1 protein-coding gene is annotated in these 986 nt (G+C 66.4%); it reads left to right on the top strand.

Annotated elements, in window-relative coordinates:
- The first annotated feature begins 179 nt into the window (after positions 1-179).
- Positions 180-695, top strand: coding sequence for a GNAT family N-acetyltransferase (locus ABD140_RS39860; protein WP_344248263.1), 516 nt, complete (start codon positions 180-182; stop codon positions 693-695).
- Positions 696-986 lie beyond the last annotated feature (291 nt).

Raw genomic sequence — 986 nt, 5'->3', positions numbered from 1 at the left:
CCCACCCCGGCCGAGGCCGACCAGCTCGACATCCCGACGGGCACGCCGGTCGGCGAGCACCACCGGACGGGCTACGGCGAGGACGGGCAGCCGATCCGCCACATGGTCACCGTTTTCGGCGGCGACAAGCACTTTCTCGTCTACGAACTGGAGCTATGAGAGTGATCCGTAAGGGGACCTTGGACGACGCCGATGCGGTCGTCGCGCTGCGCGTGGAAGCCGAGACGTGGCTGCACGCCGCGGGTATCCAGCAGTGGGTCGACCGGGCCCGCGGCATCCGCAACATCCGCGACGGCCTGGCCGCCGGGAACACGTACGTGGTCGAAGAGCGGGGAGCGATCGTCGCATCCCTGACGCTGGCCGGCGCCGACCCAGACTTCTGGACCGCCGACGACGACCCCGACACCGCCCTGTACCTGTACAAGTTCATGATCGGCGCAGCCCACCGAGGCACCGGGTTGGGCGATCAGCTGCTGGACTGGGCGTGCGAGCAAGCTCGGGCCCGGGGCAAGCGTTGGTTGCGCTTGGACTGCTGGCGCGAGAACACGGCCTTGCAGCGCTACTACCTGCGTCGCGGGTTCAGCCATGTCCGCACGGTGGTTGTGCCGGGACGGGGGTCCGGCGCACTCTTCCAGCGGCCGGCTGCGGGCATCACGGTGCCAGAAGTTGTCCACAGCGCCGTGTGTCGATCGTAAGGATCACGTGGCAGACTGCCAGATCAGGCTGCACTGGGGCCTAGCTCTTCTTCAAAAATGAAGAGGGGCAGGGAGCTCGCAGCTCCATGCCCCTCTGATGTCTTCCACTCATCTCACTGACAGAAAGACGTATTACATGAGCGTACCCAAGTACGCCGACGTTTCGCGTACCCGCCCCTCGTTTGGGCGTCCGACGTCGGTCATGACCGTTCTCCGTGCCGCCGCCGCCATCGGGGGTGAGCGGTGAGCAGCAGCGCTTACCCGATCATCTGGGCGATCAAGCACGCTCCG

The sequence above is a fragment of the Actinocorallia libanotica genome (assembly GCF_039525175.1).
Classification (GTDB): domain Bacteria; phylum Actinomycetota; class Actinomycetes; order Streptosporangiales; family Streptosporangiaceae; genus Actinocorallia; species Actinocorallia libanotica.
This window is presented reverse-complemented; position numbering and strand designations above follow the sequence as displayed.